At 55.5% G+C, this 19925-nt stretch carries 19 protein-coding genes and 1 pseudogene; 13 read left to right on the plus strand and 7 right to left on the minus strand.

The window, feature by feature from the left end:
- Nucleotides 1-49 precede the first annotated feature (49 nt).
- The 8 genes from TU80_RS33595 (at nt 50) to TU80_RS27975 (ending at nt 11389) form a co-directional block, all read left to right on the plus strand.
- Nucleotides 50-391, plus strand: coding sequence for a hypothetical protein (locus tag TU80_RS33595; RefSeq protein WP_080752870.1), 342 nt, complete (start codon nt 50-52; stop codon nt 389-391).
- A 99-nt stretch (nt 392-490) separates the two neighbouring features.
- Complete coding sequence (locus TU80_RS27945) at nt 491-1747, plus strand: TolC family protein (protein ID WP_010565113.1); 1257 nt, start codon at nt 491-493, stop codon at nt 1745-1747.
- The gene (locus TU80_RS27950; RefSeq protein WP_010565114.1) at nt 1744-3228 is read left to right on the plus strand and encodes an efflux RND transporter periplasmic adaptor subunit; all 1485 of its coding nucleotides are present in this window, start codon (nt 1744-1746) and stop codon (nt 3226-3228) included. The genes TU80_RS27945 and TU80_RS27950 overlap by 4 nt, the downstream gene beginning before the upstream one ends.
- On the plus strand, nt 3225-6368 hold the full coding sequence (locus TU80_RS27955) for an efflux RND transporter permease subunit (protein WP_010565115.1): 3144 nt from the start codon (nt 3225-3227) through the stop codon (nt 6366-6368). Before TU80_RS27950 ends, TU80_RS27955 begins: the two co-directional genes overlap by 4 nt.
- Before the next feature lie 356 nt (nt 6369-6724).
- Nucleotides 6725-7891, plus strand: coding sequence for an SAVED domain-containing protein (locus tag TU80_RS27960; protein ID WP_057005868.1), 1167 nt, complete (start codon nt 6725-6727; stop codon nt 7889-7891).
- Nucleotides 7892-9142: a nucleotidyltransferase domain-containing protein gene (locus TU80_RS27965; RefSeq protein WP_057005869.1), complete on the plus strand. Its 1251-nt coding sequence runs from the start codon at nt 7892-7894 to the stop codon at nt 9140-9142.
- Nucleotides 9126-10910: a ThiF family adenylyltransferase gene (locus TU80_RS27970; RefSeq protein WP_057005870.1), complete on the plus strand. Its 1785-nt coding sequence runs from the start codon at nt 9126-9128 to the stop codon at nt 10908-10910. Before TU80_RS27965 ends, TU80_RS27970 begins: the two co-directional genes overlap by 17 nt.
- Nucleotides 10907-11389, plus strand: a complete 483-nt coding sequence (locus TU80_RS27975) for a Mov34/MPN/PAD-1 family protein (RefSeq protein ID WP_057005871.1) — start codon at nt 10907-10909, stop codon at nt 11387-11389. The genes TU80_RS27970 and TU80_RS27975 overlap by 4 nt, the downstream gene beginning before the upstream one ends.
- A 28-nt stretch (nt 11390-11417) precedes the next feature.
- On the opposite strand, the gene TU80_RS27980 is transcribed toward TU80_RS27975, so the two are convergent.
- Nucleotides 11418-11966 (minus strand): 3'-5' exonuclease, encoded by a 549-nt coding sequence (locus TU80_RS27980; RefSeq protein WP_010565120.1) that lies wholly within the window; start codon nt 11964-11966, stop codon nt 11418-11420.
- A gap of 227 nt (nt 11967-12193) precedes the next feature.
- Between TU80_RS27980 and TU80_RS27985 the strand changes: the two genes are divergently transcribed.
- Nucleotides 12194-12826, plus strand: coding sequence for an antitoxin Xre/MbcA/ParS toxin-binding domain-containing protein (locus TU80_RS27985; protein WP_017848897.1), 633 nt, complete (start codon nt 12194-12196; stop codon nt 12824-12826).
- 122 nt (nt 12827-12948) lie between these two features.
- Here TU80_RS27985 and TU80_RS32845 read toward each other — a convergent pair.
- Nucleotides 12949-13038 (minus strand): annotated as a pseudogene (locus TU80_RS32845) (arsenical resistance protein ArsH); the annotation flags it as partial.
- 10 nt (nt 13039-13048) lie between these two features.
- On the opposite strand from TU80_RS32845, the gene TU80_RS27990 reads away from it, so the two are divergent.
- From TU80_RS27990 to TU80_RS34085, 4 genes are all read left to right on the plus strand, one after another.
- Nucleotides 13049-13594: an arsinothricin resistance N-acetyltransferase ArsN1 family B gene (locus TU80_RS27990; RefSeq protein ID WP_017848896.1), complete on the plus strand. Its 546-nt coding sequence runs from the start codon at nt 13049-13051 to the stop codon at nt 13592-13594.
- Nucleotides 13595-13716: 122 nt separating this feature from the next.
- Nucleotides 13717-14109: a DUF6957 family protein gene (locus TU80_RS32850; protein ID WP_134939371.1), complete on the plus strand. Its 393-nt coding sequence runs from the start codon at nt 13717-13719 to the stop codon at nt 14107-14109.
- A 400-nt stretch (nt 14110-14509) separates the two neighbouring features.
- A complete protein-coding gene (locus tag TU80_RS27995) occupies nt 14510-15025 on the plus strand; it encodes a MarR family transcriptional regulator (RefSeq protein ID WP_057005872.1) in 516 nt (171 codons plus the stop codon).
- A gap of 190 nt (nt 15026-15215) precedes the next feature.
- Entirely contained in the window at nt 15216-15428 is a 213-nt protein-coding gene (locus TU80_RS34085; RefSeq protein ID WP_371918410.1) for a DUF6957 family protein, read from the plus strand.
- A gap of 160 nt (nt 15429-15588) precedes the next feature.
- Here the strand turns inward: TU80_RS34085 and TU80_RS28000 are convergent, their stop codons facing one another.
- From TU80_RS28000 to TU80_RS28020, 5 genes are all read right to left on the minus strand, one after another.
- The gene (locus TU80_RS28000; RefSeq protein ID WP_057005873.1) at nt 15589-15774 is read right to left on the minus strand and encodes a DUF3606 domain-containing protein; all 186 of its coding nucleotides are present in this window, start codon (nt 15772-15774) and stop codon (nt 15589-15591) included.
- Between the two features lie 833 nt (nt 15775-16607).
- Nucleotides 16608-17957: an ATP-binding protein gene (locus TU80_RS28005; protein ID WP_057005874.1), complete on the minus strand. Its 1350-nt coding sequence runs from the start codon at nt 17955-17957 to the stop codon at nt 16608-16610.
- Nucleotides 17933-18598 carry a response regulator gene (locus tag TU80_RS28010; protein ID WP_057005899.1) on the minus strand — a complete coding sequence of 222 codons (666 nt, stop codon included), beginning with the start codon at nt 18596-18598 and terminating at the stop codon, nt 17933-17935. The genes TU80_RS28005 and TU80_RS28010 overlap by 25 nt, the downstream gene beginning before the upstream one ends.
- Before the next feature lie 64 nt (nt 18599-18662).
- Nucleotides 18663-19091, minus strand: coding sequence for a hypothetical protein (locus TU80_RS28015; RefSeq protein WP_057005875.1), 429 nt, complete (start codon nt 19089-19091; stop codon nt 18663-18665).
- A gap of 16 nt (nt 19092-19107) precedes the next feature.
- A complete protein-coding gene (locus tag TU80_RS28020; RefSeq protein ID WP_057005876.1) occupies nt 19108-19872 on the minus strand; it encodes a COG4705 family protein in 765 nt (254 codons plus the stop codon).
- Between the last annotated feature and the right edge of the window lie 53 nt (nt 19873-19925).

Below are 19925 nucleotides of genomic sequence, written 5' to 3' on the forward strand. Positions count from 1 at the left end.
TCTCAAGGGTGAATTGTAAGGGCCATTTGCACCGTCTACACTCCAGCTCATGAAACGCTACCTGCGGTTTTGCCTAATTTTCCTGATTAGCTTGGCGCTTCCCCTCAGCGGGATGGCGGGTGTTCAGGCATCGACTGAACCATGCCCGATGAAAACCATGGGCATGGCGATGATGGATGGTATGGGGCAAGACTGCTGCCACGACATGAAAAGTCCCACCGAGCATGGAAAACCCTGTAAGCCGGGCCAGGAATGCAAAACTGGCGGTATGCTGCAAGTCTCGATCATCAAGCCTCCTATCACCTTGTCCAGTCCTCTCGTTCTGCCCTTCTCCAGCCATTTCCCACTCGTACAAACCCCTTCAGGGGTATGGCGACCGCCCCGTACTTGATTCCTGTACCACACTGAGCCTCATTCCGCTTTAGCGGGATGGCATATCTGCGCGCATGTCTTATGAAGCGCGCGGTGGATCATCACAGGAATCGTGAACATGAACTTCAAGTGCTATTGCACAGGTTGGTCCCTTGTGGCCGGCCTGGCGGCAAGCGTACTGGCATTGCCGTGCCTCGCTGGCGTATTGACACTCGATGAAGCTTTGCGGCTGGCCGAAAACAATGCACCGTCGTTGACCGCACAAGACGCCAAAATTCAAGCAGCCACCAGCGCGGCCATTCCCGCTGGCGAACTACCAGATCCCAAGCTACTGCTGGGCGTCCAGAACTACCCCATTGGTGGTCCGGACAGATGGAGCATCGACCAGGACTTCATGACCATGCAAGTGGTCGGGATCAGGCAGGAGATGCCTAACAGCGACAAGCGCAAAGCACGTATCGAGGTCGCGGATGCGGCTGTTGATAGAGCGTCCGCCGAGCGTCGAGTGGCGCGTCTGAACGTCCGACAGTCCACGGCACTGGCCTGGATCAGTAGCTACTCGGTTGAGCGTAAAGATGTGATGTTCCAGGACTTCTATAAAGAAAACCGTCTTCTAAGCGATACCGTCCGGTCACAGATTGCGGGTGGCCGCGCTCAACCCGCCGATGCGGTCACACCTAAACAGGAAGCTGCTCAACTGGCCGAGCTGCAGGATGATTTAGTTCGCCAACGTGCGCAGGCCCGGGCTGCCCTCAAGCGCTGGATTGGCCCTGCCGCCAATGACAAACCGGTGGGCAGCTTGCCTGATTGGCCCATCGAAACCTCTGGTTACTCCCATAAGCTGCAACATCACCCCGAACTAGCTGCTTTTGTGCCGATGACCCGAGAAGCACAAGCCAAGATTCGTGAAGCTAAGGCGGAAAAGCAATCTGACTGGAGCTGGGAATTCGACTATCAGCATCGCGGCCAACAGTTCGGTGATATGGTCAGCGTGCAGTTTTCATGGGATCTCCCGCTGTTTCCTGACTCTCGGCAAAACCCCAAGATTGCGGCCAAGCACGCCGAACTAAACCAGCTTGAGGCTGAGCGCGAAGCCCTGTCACGCGAGCATACCCAGCAACTAGAGGATGAACTGGCCGACTACGAGCGCCTCAATCGTTCAGTCAACCGTAATCAGGAAAGCTTGTTGCCGCTGGCTAAAGAAAAGGTCGAACTCACCATGGCCAGCTACCGCTCCGGCAAGGGTGATTTGAAATCGGTTGTGGCCGCCCGACGCGAACTCATCGAAGCCCGTCTCAAGCAGATTGACGTTGAAGAGCAACGTGCTCTTACCAGCGCTCGCCTGTATTTCTCCTACGGGGAGTCCGCTCAATGATTTTTAAAGTATGGAAAGGGACTTTAGTCGTCGGCATCTCGATTGCCTTGGGTGTTGCCGGTGGTTACTGGTTAGCTCAACCGCGAATGAGCGGAGTAGCTGGTGTTGTGCAGGATCAGGAACCCAAAGCCTCTGCTGATCGAAAAGTTCTGTATTGGTATGACCCAATGTACCCACAACAGAAATTCGATAAACCGGGTAAGTCACCCTTCATGGACATGCAGATGATCCCTCAATACGCAGATACCAAGGGGGACAGCGCTGCCATTCGAATTGATCCAAGCCTGACTCAGAACCTTGGTATGCGATTGGCAAGTGTCAGTCGAGGCTTATTTGCCTCGACACTGAACGTGGTAGGTGTGCTGGCCTTCAACGAACGGGACGTTGCAGTCATTCAGGCCCGTACGGCGGGTTTTGTCGAGCGCGTGTATGCCCATGCACCTGGTGATGTGCTGAAAGCGAATGCCGCCTTGGCAGATATGTTGGTTCCGGATTGGGCAGCTGCTCAGGAGGAATTTCTCGCCCTCAAGCGTAGTGGCGATGCTGGCTTGCTTACAGCGGCCCGGCAGCGATTGCGGCTAACCGGAATGCCAACTTCGTTAATTGCTCAAGTTGAGCGCAGTGGCAAGGTTCAGCCGAACCTGACTCTGACCACCCCTATTGGTGGTGTGCTTCAAGAACTGAGTGTGCGTGAAGGTATGACGGTGGCCGCAGGCGAGACGCTGGCTCGTGTTAATGGTTTGAGCAGTGTCTGGCTGGCCGTGGCTGTACCAGAGTCGGAAGCTGGGTCAATCGTCATAGGGCAAGCAGCCGAAGCGCGTTTGTCCGCGTTCCCTGGAGTTGTGCTCAAGGGCGTCGTAAGTGCGATTCTTCCGGAAACCAGTTCGGACAGTCGCACACTTCGCGTTCGAGTCGAGTTACCCAATCCGGATGGTCGACTTAGACCAGGTTTGACCGCACAGGTAAGCCTCAACCGTTCGACGGAGCAAAGTGTTTTGTGGGTGCCGAGCGAGGCCGTCATTCGTACCGGTCGACGTGCGTTGGTGATGCTCTCTGAAGACGCTGGTCGATATCGCCCGGTGGAGGTGCAGTTAGGACAGGATAACGATGGCAAGACGGCTATATTGAAAGGCTTGGAAGAGGGGCAGAAAGTGGTGACCTCTGGCCAGTTCCTGCTCGACTCGGAGGCCAGTCTCAAGGGCGTTGTCGCAAGCTCATTGGACGTTTCGCCATCTACTGTAACCGTCGGAGCTTTGCATGAGGCCGATGGTCAGATCGTTGAGATCAACGACAAAGAAGTCACGCTCGCCCACGGTCCCTTCAAGACATTGGGTATGCCAGGCATGACGATGACTTTCCCTCTCGCCACTCCAGCTCTGATGAAGGGCCTAAAAACGGGCGACAAGGTTCGGATTGCTGTCAGCCAGACGGATGATGGTCTGCGCGTTGAGCGTCTGGAACGCTCTGGGAGCCAGCCATGATTGCGGCCCTTATTCGCTGGTCGGTGGCCAACCGCTTTCTTGTGTTGCTGGCGACGCTGTTCGTCACGGCATGGGGTATCTGGGCGGTTCAAAGTACGCCCATCGATGCATTGCCAGACCTGTCGGATGTTCAGGTAATTATCCGTACACCTTATCCAGGCCAAGCCCCACAGATCGTCGAGAACCAGGTGACCTATCCATTGGCAACCACCATGCTCTCAGTGCCTGGGGCCAAGACTGTGCGCGGTTATTCCTTCTTTGGCGACAGCTTCGTTTACGTGCTGTTCGAAGACGGAACTGACTTGTACTGGGCCCGCTCGCGGGTGTTGGAATACCTGAGCCAGATACAGAGTCGCCTTCCGGCCAGTGCCAAGCCCGCCTTAGGACCTGATGCCACAGGGGTTGGCTGGATTTTTCAGTACGCGCTGGTTGATCGCAGTGGTGGGCACGATCTGGCGCAACTGCGAGCCCTACAGGATTGGTTTCTCAAGTTCGAGCTCAAGACACTGCCGAACGTTGCGGAAGTGGCCACCGTGGGTGGCATGGTCAAACAGTACCAGGTCCAACTCGATCCGCTTAAGTTGGCGAACTTGGGTATCACGCAGTCTGAGGTGACCGAGGCGATCGGCAAGGCCAATCAGGAAACCGGTGGGGCCGTGCTGGAAATGGCGGAGACAGAGTTCATCGTACGAGCTTCCGGCTACCTGAAGACGCTCAATGACTTTCGCGCTATCCCACTCAAACTGGGCACCGGCGGTGTGCCGGTCACCCTGGGCGATGTTGCCACGATTCAGTTGGGGCCTGAGATGCGTCGAGGCATCACCGAACTGGATGGCGAAGGTGAGACTGTCGGCGGCGTGGTGATTCTGCGCAGCGGTAAGAATGCTCGTGAAACCATTGCGGCGGTCAAAACCAAACTCGACGAGCTGAAAAGCAGTTTGCCGGCCGGGGTAGAAATCGTCACCACCTACGACCGCAGCAAGTTGATTGATCGTGCCGTGGAAAACCTCAGCCACAAGCTGATCGAAGAGTTCATCGTCGTCGCGTTGGTCTGCGGGATCTTTCTCTGGCACCTGCGCTCATCCCTGGTAGCAATTATCTCCCTTCCAGTGGGGGTGTTGATTGCTTTCATCGTCATGCGCTACCAAGGCATCAATGCCAACATCATGTCCTTGGGCGGGATCGCCATCGCTATCGGCGCCATGGTCGACGCCGCAGTGGTGATGATCGAGAATGCCCACAAGAAGGTAGAGGCCTGGCACATGGCCCACCCAGGGGAGGAACTCAAGGGTGAGCATCACTGGCACGTGATGACCGAAGCGGCTGCCGAGGTAGGACCTGCATTGTTCTTCTGTCTGCTGATCATCACCCTGTCGTTCATTCCGGTGTTCACGCTGGAGGCTCAGGAAGGACGTCTATTCGGTCCATTGGCGTTCACCAAAACCTACGCTATGGCCGCAGCGGCTGGACTGTCGGTAACTCTCGTACCGGTGCTGATGGGGTATTGGATTCGTGGACGAATTCCCAATGAGCAACAGAATCCGCTAAATCGCTGGCTGATCCGGATCTACGAGCCCGCTCTGGACGCCGTATTACGTCGACCCAAAGTAACACTGCTGGTTGCGTTGCTGGTCTTTGTCAGCGCGTTGTGGCCGATCTCTCGTCTGGGTGGTGAGTTTCTTCCCCCGCTGGACGAAGGGGACCTGCTCTATATGCCATCAGCTCTGCCGGGATTATCGGCTCAGAAGGCCGCGCAACTGCTTCAACAGACTGACCGTCTGATAAAGACAGTTCCAGAGGTCGAACACGTATTCGGAAAAGCCGGCCGCGCTGAAACCGCGACTGACCCCGCACCTTTGGAAATGTTCGAAACCACCATCCAATTCAAGCCGCACGAGCAATGGCGGCCAGGCATGACCCAGGAAAAACTCGTGGAGGAGCTGGACCGAGTGGTGCGTGTCCCAGGCTTGACCAACATCTGGATACCGCCGATTCGTAACCGCATTGACATGCTGGCTACCGGTATCAAAAGCCCGATTGGTGTGAAAGTTGCCGGTACCAACCTGACGGAGATCGATGCCGTAACCCAAGCCGTCGAACGTGTAGCCAAGGACGTGCCAGGTGTCAGTTCAGCGTTGGCCGAACGACTGACCGGTGGCCGCTATATTGACGTGGATATAGATCGTAACGCTGCGGCCCGCTATGGGTTAAATATTGCCGATGTGCAGTCGATCGTGGCCGGCGCAATAGGCGGTGAAAACGTCGGGGAGACGATTGAAGGGCTGGCTCGTTTCCCGATCAACGTCCGTTACCCTCGCGAGTGGCGTGACTCACTCGGTGCCCTGGAGCAGTTGCCGATCTACACACCTTTGGGTAGTCAGATCACCCTTGGCACTGTGGCGAAGATCAAGGTCAGCGATGGTCCGCCTATGCTCAAGAGTGAGAACGCACGACCTTCAGGCTGGGTGTATATCGACGTGCGTGGCCGGGACATTGCCTCAGTAGTCGCCGATCTTCGACGGATCGTCAGCGAGCAGGTTAAGTTGCAGCCCGGTATGAGCCTGAGCTACTCAGGACAGTTCGAATTTCTCGAAAGGGCCAACGCACGACTCAAACTGGTGGTGCCTGCCACGCTGTTGATCATATTCGTGCTGCTCTACCTAACGTTTTCTCGATTTGATGAGGCCTTGCTGATCATGGCCACTCTGCCATTCGCACTGACTGGTGGGGCATGGTTTCTCTATCTGTTGGGATTCAACCTGTCGGTTGCCACCGGGGTCGGCTTTATCGCCTTGGCCGGTGTTTCTGCCGAATTTGGCGTGATCATGCTGCTCTACCTGAAAAATGCATGGACCGAGCGTCAAGACCTCGTTGACAACACAGAACGCGGGTTGATGGCCGCGATTCGTGAAGGCGCTGTCCAGCGCGTTCGACCTAAGGCTATGACCGTGGCAGTGGTTATCGCTGGTTTGTTACCTATACTTTTGGGAAGCGGTACCGGTAGCGAGGTTATGAGCCGCATTGCCGCCCCGATGATTGGCGGTATGGTTACGGCACCCTTGCTATCGCTGTTTGTGATCCCGGCGGCCTATCACCTCATGCGTCGTCGACACTTGTCCGTTGAGCCTGGCAAGCACTGACGCGTAAAAATGCATACGAAAGGGGCTGCGCTTGCAGCCTCGTTTGAGCTGCATAGCCCGTTTTCATCAGTCCTACGCGTGGTATGTATCGAAATTAGCAAGTTTATGTCTTTTGCATAAACTCGCTAATTTCGATACATACGCTGTGGTCAGTGCAATTACCCACCAGCACTTGCCAGAAAAACGAACGCTGCCACCACTCCATTTCGATGAGCCAAAAAAAGCATCATGCTCAATGCCGACTCAGCATTCGTTACCCTCAAGATCTCTCTTGAAAACGAGGCAAATGACCTTAATATGATCTTATCTTGCCATCATCGTTTTCAATCATGGATGTTTCTCGGGGGTAGGTCGAAATGGCAGAACAAGAAGACGCTAAGCCCGCAAGCGGGCGCTTCAACACAAATGATGAGACGAAGCGGATCGTATGGACCCAGACCGCTGGTCATTGTGAACTGTGCGGCACGGATCTGACGTTCGATTATCGTGCCGGCAAGCCAATGAAATGGGGAGAAGTGGCGCATATCCTGCCCGCCAGTCCCAAAGGCCCTCGGGGACGCGCGGATCATGATGCTGAGGCGCACACAAACAATACCGCTAATCTGATGCTCCTGTGCCCAGGTTGTCATGACAAAATTGATCGTGACGCAGATGGCTACCCTGAAAATGATCTGAGCGGTTTGCACCAAGCGTACCTTGAACGCATCCGACTCGCCGCAACGACCCCCGATGGTGGCAGAGCCATTCCTCTCATCGTCCAGAGTCAGCATTTTCAGACGATCAACGATATCCCCGTTCGCGATCTGTTGACTGCGATGTCCGCCGAGGGATTAACCGCCTTCGATCAAGGCATCAAAATCGCCTTCGCTGCGCCCGGACCACGTGGCAGGGACACTACCTATTGGCAGAACGTCAAAGACAGCGTCCAGTATGAGCTAGAGCAGCAACTCAAGCGTCGCGGCGGCACCTATGGCGACTCGCCCGCGCTGGCAGTAGTCGGCTTGGCCGACATCCCGGCTTTGATGATGTTGGGCCAGAGTATCGGCGACCGTTCCAAGCGCTTGATCTTCTCCTTTCACCGCGAGCATCTTTTGCGCTGGCCTGATCAGTCCGCTGAGCCGCCCGCTTTTTTGTTTACACCTCCCCCCGACGGCGACGGGCCACTGGCGCTGGTGCTCTCCATTTCTGCGCAAGTTCCAGTTCGCGACGTGACCGATGCTCTGCCCGGTGCACGTATTGCAGAGCTGTCGATCCCAGAACCAAGCTATGCGATGGTACAAAACCGCCGGGTGATTCATGCCTTTCGTGACGCACTTCAAATACGACTGAGCCAGCTTGAAGCTCTGACTCCTGACCCTATCCACGTCTTCGCCGCTATTCCTGCGGCATTGGCCATCGAGTTTGGCGCGTTGCTCACAACGCAGCATCAACATACGTACCTGATCTTCGATCGGGACAAAGAAAACCAAGATCGGTTTACGCAAACACTGCAATTGGGCTCGGTGGCCCAGGAGGCTAGGTAAATGCTATTGAGCAACGAACAGACTAAGCGCAGCAGTTGGGAATATTTTCTGCTGCGCGCCGCACGGGAAATCTCGCTGTCGGAAGCGCAGTACGAAAAAATCAATGACCGCTACTCCCAACTGGAAAAAATCCTCTCGGCTTCCGACAACCCGCTGCTCGCTGAGGCCCATATCTTCGTTCAGGGCTCAATGCGGCTGAAAACCACCATCAAGCCAATTCCCGGCGCGCCTGCGGATCTGGACACCATTGATGCGGACGCGATTATCTGGCTCCCTCACGCTCAAGGCGCTGGTGCGAAGGAAGTTCTAGAGGCGATTGAACAGCGTTTTAGAGAAGGCTCCCGCGTTCAGGAAGAAGTTAAGCAACTACGTCGTGGTATTCGGATCGTTTATGCCGATGAAAATCCAGGTTTTCACATCGATGTCACACCTGCCCGCGCGATCAACGGAAATGGCGAAGCAAACGGCGAGGGAAAGCTGGAGGTTCCGGATCGGGTCACAGGGTGGAAAGCAAGCAGCCCTATTCCTTACTCGAATTGGTTGCAGGTCGCTTCCGCCCAGGAAATCTCCTTGGAAAGCTTGGTGATTGCCAAAAGCCAGCGAATGCTTGATGCCGCGACACAAGATCCTTTGCCGCATTATCAGGACTACATCGATCAAGATCCCCTGCGTGCGACCATAAAGCTGCTTAAGCGGCATCGCGATGAATGGGCCATCAATACAAGGAGCGCTGATACTCGCCCCATATCGGCGGTCATCACCACCCTGGCCACTCACGCATACCTGGATGTCGTGAAGGAATCGCAGTCGAAGCCTTTGGCTCCGCTCGATGCAATTTTGGAAATTGTCCGCAGAATGCCGCAGCACATCGCGCATAGAGGTAACGATTGCTTTGTCTGCAACCCTGCCGATAACGGCGAAAACTTTGCAGAAAAGTGGAATCGGCCAGGCGAGGGGCAAGGCTATCGTCAAGCATTTACCAAGTGGCATGCGGACGCCAGTGCATCCGTATCATTGGGTTTGGAAAGTTTTGAATCCAACGATTCCTTTGCCGAGGCAGTGAAAAAGAATTTCGGTATTGCACCGGCATTCATCACGGCAGTGAACAATGAGATCCCTGCGAATTGGACGATGCCCGGCCGACCGGATGGCACTACTCGAAACTCTGCTTCGATGGGTTCGCTCTTCGGAGGTGCCAGCGGTGGAGGAACCTCTCAGTCGAGCGTAAAGCCAGTTGGACGCCTTGGCTGATCCTCTTAAGACGCCATTGCAGCGCGGAATCGCAGCACTGCGAAATACCCTAGGTCAGGATGCAGCCGATGCATTGCTTCAGCCCGCACCCATGCGGGCTGACGAAGCGGCGTGCTTTCACTTCCCCTTGCCCATCGATTACACGGGGCAGGAGCGGCGACTGCGTATTGGTTTCCCCTCCAACTTTCCCCGTGGGCTCTTGCGGCTGAACGTCGAACCTTCTCCATGGCTGGTTTGGCCGCATGCCACTAAGTCGGGGCTTTGCCTTCATGGCTTTCAGGAACGCCCCATTATGGGCTCTCCGGAGGTCGTGGTAGAGGACAGCCTTGCTCGCTTGGCCCAGATCGTTTCGTTGTCCAAGATGGGATCAAGTCAGGCAACGCGCGATATCGAATTTCAGAATGAGATCACTACCTACTGGTCTTTTCAGCACGGACAGTCGTACCAAAACCTTTTACTTTTGGATCGACCTCAGGCTGCCTCGCAGTTGTTTGCTCTCAGCGATCCGCGCCGGGCTGTGCCATCCGGTCAGGAAACGGTTTGGCTAGCATCGAACATAGCTGCACTCAAAGCGCATTACCGACGGGTTGTCGGACGTTCCGCTGTCATTCGCGCGGCCGAAACTCCCGGTTTTTACGTCAAGCTTCAGACTTATCCGGATATCCGCACCCCGGATCCAGAAGATTTATTGCTGTGGCTCACGCCACACCTTCAACCAGACGATGCCGAGCAATTACTGGCATGGTTTGAGCTGCATGGAACGTTGGCGAGTCGATGGATTGTCCTGGAGCTTCCTGGGGGGACGGATGCTCCAACTTATTGCCTCAATGTGCGCTCGCTTGGCGTACAGCAAGAGCGGGGGGCAAAGTTTGGCTTGCGCACAGCGCGCCGCCGGCCAGCCATCGCAAATGCACATCCTCCGGCACTTGTCCGCGCAACTGCCCTAGACGTGCTTGATCGTGCGTCCATTCTGTCCCGCGATATAAGCGGCACTGCAAAGCACCTTGAAAATGCTCGGGTCGTTTGTGTTGGCGTTGGCTCGTTAGGCAGTGCGGTGGCAATACAATTGGCACGCTCCGGTGTCGGCCACCTTACCCTCATCGATCCTGACACTCTGGTGTCAGCCAATCTGGGTAGGCACGTTCTGGGAGCGGATAGCCTAGGGAGGCTGAAAGCCTCAGCGTTGAGGGACAAGATTCTGTTAGATCTTCCGACTACAGAATGCACCGCTTATTCGACTTTCGCCGAAGTAGTGATGAGCAGCAAACCAGAAGTATTCGATAACGCAGATCTGGTGGTGATCACAACAGCAGACTGGCAGTCGGAAGTCACTGTATGGCGAGCAAAATCCAGCGGCGTTACTTGGGGACTGTTACAAGCCTGGAGCGAACCGTACACCCAGGTAGGCCATGCGCTATTCGCACCAGCCGGTACCTTTGATGGCCGTCATTTGTTTACAGACATCGGCGATTTCCTGCATAAATTCACGGACTGGCCGGGTGGAGGTGTTGTTTCACTCCCCGCGTGTGGGGAGAGCTTCATTCCAGGCGGATCACTGGGAATGACCAATATCGCTTCAATGGTGTCACACACGGCTTTACGCGCATTGACCGGCAACATCGACAGTGCGGCCTGGGTCAGCAGTATTTACAGACCTGAAGATGTGCAGAGCCTAGGAGGCCAATACCATGGGCCCAAACTGCCAGAGGGGGCGCAGCAACTCCTACTCGAGCGCGGATGGCCGGAACCTAAGGATGAAATGGTATGACGGATATCGCTTGGCGCTGGAGATGGGCGGAGGTGGATTCCGAGCTATTGGTGTCGCAAGCTGTCGCGAACATCTTGGATAGTCATCGGCAGGGCCTTTTTGGCGTGGAGCGAGGGGGACAGTTATTCGTCAACCCGGTTAATCCGAAAGGATTGCTGCTGGCCTTGGCCACGTTGCCTCATCGCGCCGATCGGTCAGGCTGGTCTTGGTTAGAGTTGGATGCGGAGCGGTGCCGTCAGGAGATCCAAGCTGCCAACGAACAAGGGTTACGTCTGGTGGGCTATTGGCATACGCATCCCCAATCTGTTCCGGTGATTTCTCCGGCAGACATAGGAAGTTTCTCCAGATTTGCTGCGCGTTACACGCAGGATCTGCCGCACCCAATAGCCGTTATCGTTGGCAAGTCCGAAAAACCAGAAGGCATCAAGGCTTGGTCGTTCAGGGGCGGCAGATATGTTGAGGCAACCTGGCTTAGATAAGCTTCAAGTCGGTGCCATGGGAGGCACGTCAGCGGTTACCCTTACCCGCCAGCATTAGCGCGAAGAGCTCTGCCTGAAAGCGAGCATCATCCAATGCGTTATGGTTCGGTTCGCTGAGTGGCTTCAGCGCAGCGGTCATCTTGGATGATTTTGTTTCCTGCCAGCTGCAACCTACAGCTCCCATGAAGTAGGCCTTCATGTCGATAGCGGTAAAACCAAAGGGGTTGGTTTCCAAGTATTTGTGGAAGTAGTAGTTGACGAATGACCAGTCAAACGGTGCATTGAGTCCTACGAAAATGACCTTCTGCCCCGTTTGGCAGGATGATTTCAGCCATTCACCAAATGTCAGCATCGCCTGTTGCGGAGTGAGTCCTTCGCGCTCCAGCTTCTCCAGACTCAGCCCCGATACTGCCAGTGCTTCTGGGTCGTGTTTTGGACTGTCAGGTCGTAGTTCAAGATAGATGGACGTGGCAGGTTGATCTACAAGGCAAGCTCCAATGGAAAGCAGACTGTATTCGCCTGGTATAGGTCCAGAAGTCTCGACGTCGACGGAAACATAAAGCTCATCAGGGTTCATGTCATATCCTTTTCGTGTAGTTGCCAGATCACGCTCAAGCTCGTAACCATGTGACGGTGGAAAGGCGGCAAAGCCATTGCCCCATTTTTTGCTGTTGCACTCGCTATCCGGCGTTCGAGCAGCGGCAGTGCATGTCTACCGGAGGAGTGCACGTTCCTTTGGTCAGCTCTGCGCCCGAGCATAATGATGTGTGTCATTCTCTAATCGCGGATGAGGGCCGGACAATCATGAGCGAGCGTTGGATAGTCAAGTGCCAGAATACTGAGGACGGTACTGGCGACATCATCATTGACCTACCTCCAGAGTTGCTTGACCAAATGGGGTTAGGTGTTGGGGACGACCTGGAGCTAACGGTAGCGAATGGCACATTAGTGCTGACGCCCATGGACAACGCAGCATCAGTGCGGCCCATGTTTGCTGGCGTCCTGCGTCAGGATGCCTATCATGCTTACCGCACGCGTCTGGAGGCGCTTCTTCATATCTCCGTCAATGCTTCGGATCTGGACATTCACGACATGATTGTAGCTGGCTTCTCGGCCAGCCTGATCAAGGTGCTTTGTGATGATGGAACCCTAAGCGACGAAGAACGCGACAGAATAATTCACCCAAAAGCGCTCAAAACAAAATTGGCAGCCAATCAGCTTTTAACGTTGCATGAGAGTGACCACCTGTTCCGGTTTGGACACATTACCGCCATGGCCGAGGTGATCTTCGGTGACAAAGGGAAGGCCAAACAATGGCTTTCGAAACCCAAAGCCCGTTTTTTGGGAGAAAGCCCATCGGCGATGGTCACTACATCTCACGGCACACATCTAGTCGAAGAAATGCTGATTCAGGTGTCTGAAGGCATGTCATTTTAATCCAGCCGCAGCCGAGTAGAATCAACCCAAGCGAGTACGCGATCGCAGCTGGCATTGTTAAGGCGGCGCGCTCCGTTAACTCGGGTGCCCACGGAATTGCTGAATATTTTTCTAACCTATCTTCAGATGGAGCGCTGATTCACTCGTTTCGACAGCTCTTCAGCCGACTCTTTGCGTTCGGAGTAACGGTCTACCAAGTAGTCCTGACGGTCAAGGAAAGACATGAATTATAAAGTGAGGGTTGCTACACCCGCTGATGCCTCTGACATCCAGGCTATCTATGCGCCGATGGTTTTGGACACGGTCATCTCGTTTGAGCTGACGCCACCGACTGTCGATGAGATGGCAGCACGAATAGCCGCAACACTGCCAACGTATCCCTATCTGGTAGCAGAGATGGACGGCAAGGTCGTTGGATACGCTTATGCCAGCCAGCATCGAGCCAGGGAAGCCTATCGTTGGTCGGTGGATGTCACCGTGTATGTCGACCCGTCAGTGCACCGAAAAGGGGTTGGTCGTGCCCTTTATCAGCAGCTTCTACCAGTCCTAGAGAAACAGGGGTTTCATGCAGCCTATGCCGGCATCGCCTTACCCAACGCGGGAAGCATAGGCATCCATGAAGCGCTCGGGCTCACCCAAATCGGCACCTACCCCGAGGTAGGGTTCAAGCACGGCCAATGGCATAGCGTGGGGTATTGGCGCAAAACACTTTGTGCGGTGGAGCCGCCAATAGAAATCATCCCGTTCAGTGAGATAAAGGGAGAGTAGAGGAACGAGATGTGGGATCATCTAGCTGCTATTCGTCGCCATCGGTACCAGGCGATTCGCCGGGAGCTATGCTGAAGGATGCTTCTCATTCGAATCGGTTTTTTGATTGGCCGGAGGAACGAATGAATTTGGCAGGGTTTACCTCACTGCTTTCTGCAGGGGAGAAAACAAGCGGGTGCCAACTCGCCAACCCGGACGCTGTGGCCCTGGCCAATCTGCACTTCCCTTCCCGTGCCTACTGTCTTGTTGCTGATTGGGCAATATTGGACATCGAAGTTACAACACGTCAGAGAAAAGCCATCACCGATAGAGGGTTAATCCCTGCTCTGGTTTACGCTTTGACCGTTATCCAAGATAGCAAAGGCCGCTTCCCAACTGGCGATTGGATTCGAACAACTTTGGCGGTTTCTTTCACTCATGGGTGTCTGTTTGAGACGAAGAATACGATTTATGTATTGATGGGGTTCGGTCGAAGGCTTCGTACAGATCTCGATATAGCACTTAGCCTATGTTGAGCCGTTGCAACAATGAGTGCTCATAAGTCAGCTGGTTTCACTGCACATGTTCTCGTTCGATAGGACGTGCTGGAGCGCATTGCAATTTAAACTTGAGTTCAAATTGATCAAAAAACAGGCAAAAATCCGCGTCTCAAGCCTATCTAAAATTAACTAATAATTTTGCCAGTATCTTCATATTTAACAGATAGTTATGACGATTCTGATGGGCGCCTCTATTTAGATAGCAGCTGCGCTTGGCGATAACGTTTCTCCTGTAGCCATTTTTTTTGAGGTTCCAGGCAATGAATTCCGTCCTGTTTGTGATTGATAGAGCGCTTTCGGCTGATCCGTTGAAGCTAGCGTTGTGCTGTATCTTGCTTCTGAGTGCTGGTTTGCTGATGCATGCGTGGAGGTCGAAATGAGCGAAGTCGAAATGGGTCGTCCTGTGTCTGAATGGGCCAAAATGCCTGTCGATTGGATACGTGCAGGCGAGCTAGTCAACTTTGCGGATGAGTCCTATTCGGTAAAGTCGATGTGGTTGAAGGAGGATAAGTCCGCAAGAAACGCATGCATTTCCTCGCTCAAGCTTTACCTAGCGCTGTGCTGTCGAGCAGATTTCATAACTGGAAATGCGAAGGTGACTTATGAGGAGCTGATTCGGCTCACTGGCTTGTCTCGGCCAACTGTTGCGAAGGCGTTGACGCGACTAGAAGTAGAGGGGCTTATTCAGCGAAAAGCACAGGCCCTCAGGAAGGGGTCGAGCATCCTGATTTGCGGCTGGCTTGAAAGTAAAAGCTGGGCGAAGATCCCGAAACGCTGGCTCTACGATGGCTCGTCTGGAGCGAAAATTCTCATGCTTACTGAGTTCAACTTCAGCAGAGCGTCATTGTCGGCATTAAAGGTGTACTTAGCCTTACTTGCGTACAGGGACTAAAATCGAGGTGGCATCGCTATGCTGTCCTATGACCGGTTAGCGCTGATTACCGGTGTTAAGAGACACCACATCGCGGATGCCATTACTCCGAGATAGTGAATATAGGAGATATTCGGACCAGTCCCACCTGCAATTGATGCAGGATAAGGAGGCAGGTTTGAATCGATTTCGCAGGCACCACTTCCCTGTGATGCTTCGTTCTAGCTTGAGTCTGCGAATTTTTCCTTTGCTTGGTGAATCGCCATTCAGGTTGGTAGTGGACACCGACGAACGAACAGCCATCACCGATAGAGGGCTTATCCCTGCCCTGGTTTATGCATTGACCGTTATCCAAGATAGTAAAGGCCGTTTTGCACCTGGTGATTGGGTCAGATCAACGTTGGAGGTTTGCCGCTGTTACTGATAGGGTGATAACTCACACTGTGCTGAAACGCTGAGTTTCCTGCAGCGTTCAACCGTCTGTCGTCTTGGAAGCGCAGAGCTCTCACCGGGCTAGTGAGCGGCATTGCTAATGCACGAATGAAGCCGAAGCATTGACGTCTATTAAGCGAAGTCTTGAGTGGTCAGGCGTGCTGGGAGAGAGTGAAATGGCGCTTCACTGCCGTAAGTGAATTCCCCACCTGGCGGACGGCTGCTCGGATCTCATCTTTAGTGACCCCGAACTTCACGGCCCAAAAGCTGAGCTCGAAGCCGTCGTTTATGTTGATTATGAGCGCATCAGTGTTATCCGCGGACTTTTTCTTTTTCATCGGGCTCTCCTTGCCAGCATTCACAGGTTGTCTATCAGAGTAATTTATGCTGACGAATCCCGCTGATTTTTTTAGCGATTTTCTTCAGGGGGCCATGATCATTAGGCTCTAAAAGATCTGGCGATCAAGGAATGCGATCGAGCCGATGGATCCCTGTTTGGCAGTCATATACTTGACAGTGAACATTGATACCCAATGCCCTCGAGCCGATATTGATAATTCCCCGTTCGAAAGCGGCAGGTCTTCTTGGGGAGGATCATATCCTGCAGCCTAAATGGAGACTAAACGAATCGCCCATGGTTTTATGGGAGTTTTCCTACAGACACATAACTAGGTAACTGGATATTCTCGACTGAATAGATAAGCATAAACGGAACGGACCTAATGGGCGGGCAATGGGTTGCGATTACTAGTATGTTGGCGGTTGCTTGGATCGTATTCATCGCGCTGATCATCGAGAGGTATCTCAGTTGACTCCCAATAGCGTCCTCGAGCTACCGCAATTTTTAAATATGCTTGTGAGCCAAAGTCGGAGAAACGCACCAAAGCGCCCTTCACGTCGTAAACGCCTACGTAACTCTCTTCCAATACGCCGCTTATGTTCAAAAGGCCCATACACCTGAACCAGGTGTGGGGGGCCTTTTTTAAGGTTTGTCGGTAATCAAGCCCCCACACTGGCATGCCAGTACAGGGGCTTGGGTGAGGAGCGCGTCGTCCGTGGCGTCAGAGGGTTTCATTGTCGGGCGTCTATAGGGCTGATAAGGCCAATCTAGGGCGGATGTTGGCAAAAAAGGTCAAAAAAGGTGGTGATTGTCTTTGTTCGGCGCAGGTGCTTACAGCGCTTGCAGCCAAACCGTCACGCACAGGCCACGCTGCGCTTGGGTATCACTGAACGACAACTGCACCCGTGCGCCGCTGCGCTCGGCAATCGCCTTGACGATCGACAGACCCAGCCCGGAGCCGGCCTCGTCGGTGCCCAGGCTGCGGTAGAATGGGTCGAACACCCGCGCCTGTTCCTCTGTGGCAATGCCGGGGCCGGAGTCCTTGATGTGCAGCAGTACTCCGCCTGGGGTCTGGGTCACCGAGAGGTCTATGCGCCCGCCCTCCGGGGTATAGCGAATGGCGTTGTCCACCAGGTTTTTCACCAGGGTGAACAGGTCCATCGCGTTGAAGGTCACGTGCACGTCCTGAGCGCCGTCCACGCCTATATCGAGTTGCTTGCGTTCGGCCAGCGGCAACAGGTCTTCAAGGACCTGGCGATACACAGCATGCACCGATAGGCGGGTGTGTTCTCGTTCCGAGGTTGACTGTGCTGCCGCCAGACACAGCAGTTGGTCAATCAGCTGGCGCCCACGCGCGATGCCCCGGAACAGCGGCACAAAACGTTCGCGGCTCATGGGCGACATATCGGTGGCGGCCAGCCGGTCTGCCTGCAACGCCAAGGCCGTCATGGGTGAGCGCAACTCGTGGGCGGCATCGGCGACAAACCGCCGCTGGATGTCCATGGACTGTGCGACGCGCGCCAGCAGGCGATTGATCGCCACCACAAACGGGCGCACTTCGGTGGGCAGGTGCTGTTCCTCGATGGGATGCAATTCTTGCTCGGCGCGTTGGTCGATCTCGGCCGCCAGCACACCAATCGGGCGAAACAGCTTGCGCACCAGGTCGCCGACTACCAGTAACAGCACGGGGAAAAGAATCAGGAACGGCAACAAACTGCGCCAGGCGGCTTCACGGGCGTCCTTGTCGCGGGCGTCGGACTCCTGGGTCACGGCGATGCGCTCGCCACCGGTGGTGGTGTGCACCAGCACGCGAAAGGCTTCACCGGCCACCTGAACCGTGGACAAGCCATCCGCCAGGTTGACGGGAAAGGGCATCGGCAGAGCTTCATCGGTGGTTCCTGTGGCGTGCGGGCTGTCGCTCAGGCGCTGGATGATCACCCGGGTTTCTTCGTCGTCGCCGGCCAGCGCCGGGCCTTGTGGGTATTGCAGGGTCATCTGCTGGCGGTCGAACAGCATCGCCACCTGGCGCAAGGTGGCGTCCTGTTGTTCGTGAGTTTCTTCAAACGCCGAGACAAACGCAAACACGCTGGCCGCCAACGCCACCAGCAGGATCGCCAGGCACAGGGTCACCGACAGTCGCAGTTGCACCGACTCACTCAAACGCTTTTTGAAACCATCCATCCCATGCCCCTGACATTCTTGATCACGTGGGTGCCCAACTTGCGCCGCAAGGCGTGAATCAGGAACTCGATGGCGTTGCTCTCCACTTCATTACCCCAGCCATACAGGCGGTCTTCCAACTCACTGCGCGAAAGGATCGCCCCCGGGCGGATAAGCAACGCTTGCAGCAGGGCAAATTCGCGGCTGGACAACGCCACCTCGCGCTGTTCGTCGGTGTTCGCGTGTTTGCTCAGCAGGTCCAAGGTCACCACGCCATTGCCCAGCACCGACTGGGCGGCGCCACCCTTGCGGCGTAGCACGGCGCGAATGCGTGCCAGCAGTTCGGCGATGTCGAAGGGTTTGAGCAGGTAATCGTCGGCGCCACTGTCCAGGCCGCGCAGGCGGTCGTCGAGGTTGTCGCGGGCGGTGATGATCAGCAGGGGCACGGGGTTGTTGCGCGCGCGGATGCAGTCCAGCACGTCGAGGCCGTCCTTGCCGGGCAGGCCCAGATCAAGCAGCACCAGATCGTAGACGTGGGTGTCGAGGGCGGCCAGGCCCGTGAGGCCGTTTTTAACCCAGTCGGCGGCATAGCTCGCATCGCTGAGCGCGCTCTGGATGGCGTCGCCAATCATGGGGTCGTCTTCGACCAGTAGAATCCGCATCTTGCTCTCCAGCACCAACGCAAACGCGGCGAGGAAGTCGCCGCGTGTGTAGTGAAGCATGTTGTCAGCCTTTCATCGAATCGAAGCCCTTGAGCAGGTCGTCCATTGCGGCCTGGCAGTCGGCCTGGTTCGGGCTGGTATCACGCAATGCCGAGAGCGCGTGGTCGATGGCTTTATCTAGCACGTGCCAGTCACTGGCTGCACGCGGTTTGATCCCGGCTTCGGCGCTGTCCCAGCTGCTTTCCAGGTCCTTTATGCGGGCTTTGGCGCCGGCCAGGTCGTGCTTGGAGACCAGGGCCGACACGTCTGCGGCAATGTTGCGGAACTCTGACAGGTCCCCTAGTTTCGAGGATTGGCGCTGGCTGCTGCTTGAGCCGGCACTGGTTGCGTCCTTAGGTTTATCGGCAGGTTTCGAACAGCCAGTGACGATGCTCAGCAGGCCGATGGCGGAAAGAATCGCGACGTGGCGAATCATGTCTCTGAGGTTAAGCATAGAGATGTCCTTGGGTTCAATGAGTAAGGGGTTTGCGGTTGCCGATGCTGAATTGAGCCACGGCCACCAGCAGAACGATGACGAACAGGAACAGCGCGCTGGTCCAGCTGGCGCCCATGCCCAGGCCACCATAAGTCTTGGCCTGGGTGAGCAGGTCGCCCAGCGAAGCACCGAAGGGGCGGGTGAGGATGTAGGCGACCCAGAAGGTCAGCACGCTGTTGACGCCCAGGCGCCAGGCCAGCAGGGCAACGCCGATCAGGCCTGCGAAAATCACGGCGCCGAAGGTGAAACCCAGGCCCAGTGCTTCGGTGGCCAGGTCGCCGGCGGCAGTGCCCAGGGCGAAGGTGCAGAGCACCGTGGTCCAATAGAACCATTCGCGCCGTGGGGTGACGATGTCGCGGATGGACAGGCTGCGCTCGGTGCGGTACCAGAGCATGAAATTGAGCGCGAGCAGCACCGAGAAAATCGCTGTGCTGGCATACAGGCTGACGTCGAGTTTATCGGTGAGGATATCGGTGATCTGTGTGCCGACGATGCTCACCAGCACCACGGTCAGCCAGTAGATCCACGGCGTGTAGGCCTTGGTGCGCAGCTGTCCGAACAGCGCGAGCCCCAGCAGTGCGGCCATGCCGAGGCTGGTGGGGCCGGCGCCGAAGCCGGCATCCACGGCGAGGTAATCCGCTCCGGTTTCGCCCACGGTGGTGGACAGTATCTTGATCACCCAGAATGACAGTGTCACCTCGGGTACTTTGTTCAGCCAACGGGCTGCTGTGGCATTCATCGGGATTACCTCTCCTTGACCGCGCGGCGGTTGGCGCAAGGGAGAATGTACGG

The sequence above is a fragment of the Pseudomonas veronii genome (assembly GCF_001439695.1).
Lineage (GTDB): Bacteria > Pseudomonadota > Gammaproteobacteria > Pseudomonadales > Pseudomonadaceae > Aquipseudomonas > Aquipseudomonas veronii.

Coding starts and splice junctions, on each gene's coding strand:
- TU80_RS27945 (WP_010565113.1), top strand. CDS start 491: ATGAACTTCAAGTGCTATTGCACAGGTTGGTCCCTTGTGGCCGGCCTG.
- TU80_RS27965 (WP_057005869.1), top strand. CDS start 7,892: ATGCTATTGAGCAACGAACAGACTAAGCGCAGCAGTTGGGAATATTTT.
- TU80_RS32850 (WP_134939371.1), top strand. CDS start 13,717: ATGAATTTGGCAGGGTTTACCTCACTGCTTTCTGCAGGGGAGAAAACA.
- TU80_RS27975 (WP_057005871.1), top strand. CDS start 10,907: ATGACGGATATCGCTTGGCGCTGGAGATGGGCGGAGGTGGATTCCGAG.
- TU80_RS27995 (WP_057005872.1), top strand. CDS start 14,510: ATGAGCGAAGTCGAAATGGGTCGTCCTGTGTCTGAATGGGCCAAAATG.
- TU80_RS28000 (WP_057005873.1), bottom strand. CDS start 15,774: ATGAAAAAGAAAAAGTCCGCGGATAACACTGATGCGCTCATAATCAAC.
- TU80_RS34085 (WP_371918410.1), top strand. CDS start 15,216: ATGCTTCGTTCTAGCTTGAGTCTGCGAATTTTTCCTTTGCTTGGTGAA.
- TU80_RS27955 (WP_010565115.1), top strand. CDS start 3,225: ATGATTGCGGCCCTTATTCGCTGGTCGGTGGCCAACCGCTTTCTTGTG.
- TU80_RS27960 (WP_057005868.1), top strand. CDS start 6,725: ATGGCAGAACAAGAAGACGCTAAGCCCGCAAGCGGGCGCTTCAACACA.
- TU80_RS28005 (WP_057005874.1), bottom strand. CDS start 17,957: ATGGATGGTTTCAAAAAGCGTTTGAGTGAGTCGGTGCAACTGCGACTG.
- TU80_RS28010 (WP_057005899.1), bottom strand. CDS start 18,598: ATGCGGATTCTACTGGTCGAAGACGACCCCATGATTGGCGACGCCATC.
- TU80_RS27985 (WP_017848897.1), top strand. CDS start 12,194: ATGAGCGAGCGTTGGATAGTCAAGTGCCAGAATACTGAGGACGGTACT.
- TU80_RS27990 (WP_017848896.1), top strand. CDS start 13,049: ATGAATTATAAAGTGAGGGTTGCTACACCCGCTGATGCCTCTGACATC.
- TU80_RS33595 (WP_080752870.1), top strand. CDS start 50: ATGAAACGCTACCTGCGGTTTTGCCTAATTTTCCTGATTAGCTTGGCG.
- TU80_RS27980 (WP_010565120.1), bottom strand. CDS start 11,966: ATGAACCCTGATGAGCTTTATGTTTCCGTCGACGTCGAGACTTCTGGA.
- TU80_RS28020 (WP_057005876.1), bottom strand. CDS start 19,872: ATGAATGCCACAGCAGCCCGTTGGCTGAACAAAGTACCCGAGGTGACA.
- TU80_RS27950 (WP_010565114.1), top strand. CDS start 1,744: ATGATTTTTAAAGTATGGAAAGGGACTTTAGTCGTCGGCATCTCGATT.
- TU80_RS28015 (WP_057005875.1), bottom strand. CDS start 19,091: ATGCTTAACCTCAGAGACATGATTCGCCACGTCGCGATTCTTTCCGCC.